This window comes from Streptomyces europaeiscabiei (genome assembly GCF_001550375.1).
GTDB lineage: Bacteria > Actinomycetota > Actinomycetes > Streptomycetales > Streptomycetaceae > Streptomyces > Streptomyces europaeiscabiei.
Genome location: NZ_LRTR01000705.1, coordinates 1 through 554, shown reverse-complemented (window position 1 = coordinate 554; position 554 = coordinate 1). Strand labels below are relative to the sequence as shown.

Genomic DNA, 554 nt, shown 5'->3' with positions numbered 1-554 from the left:
CACCCGCCGCCACCGAGGCCGAGCCGGCCGCCTGGCCGCCCGCCGACGCCCGGCCCGTCCCCCTGGACGGCTTCTACCAGGCACTCGCCGACCAGGGCTACCAGTACGGGCCCGTCTTCCAGGGCCTGCGCGCCGCCTGGCAGTCCGGTGACATCCGGTACGCCGAGGTCGCCCTCCCCGAGGACCAGCACCGCGACGCCGCCCGCTACGGACTGCACCCCGCGCTCCTCGACGCCGCTCTGCACGTCCAGCTCGCAGGCGGTGGCGACGACGCCGGTGAACCGGGCGCCGTGGGCCTGCCGTTCGCGTTCAGCGGTGTCACCCTGCACGCCGTCGGCGCCACCGGCCTGCGGGTCCGCCTGGAGACCGGCCCCTCGGGCGCCGTACGCCTGCACCTCGCCGACGGCACCGGACGCCCCGTCGCCACCGTCGACTCCCTCGTCAGCCGCCCGGTCGCCGACGGCGCCCTCGACACCGCACGCCCCGCCGACGGTGCCCTGTACGCGGTGCGCTGGACCGCCGCCGAACTCCCGGCCACGCCGGGCACCGACGGC

At 78.0% G+C, this 554-nt stretch carries 1 protein-coding gene; it reads left to right on the top strand.

Features of this window, described 5'->3' with window-relative positions; all coding sequences use genetic code 11:
* Positions 1-554: polyketide synthase dehydratase domain-containing protein (locus AWZ10_RS35040; RefSeq protein WP_159058464.1), on the top strand; the 554-nt coding region annotated here is incomplete at both ends.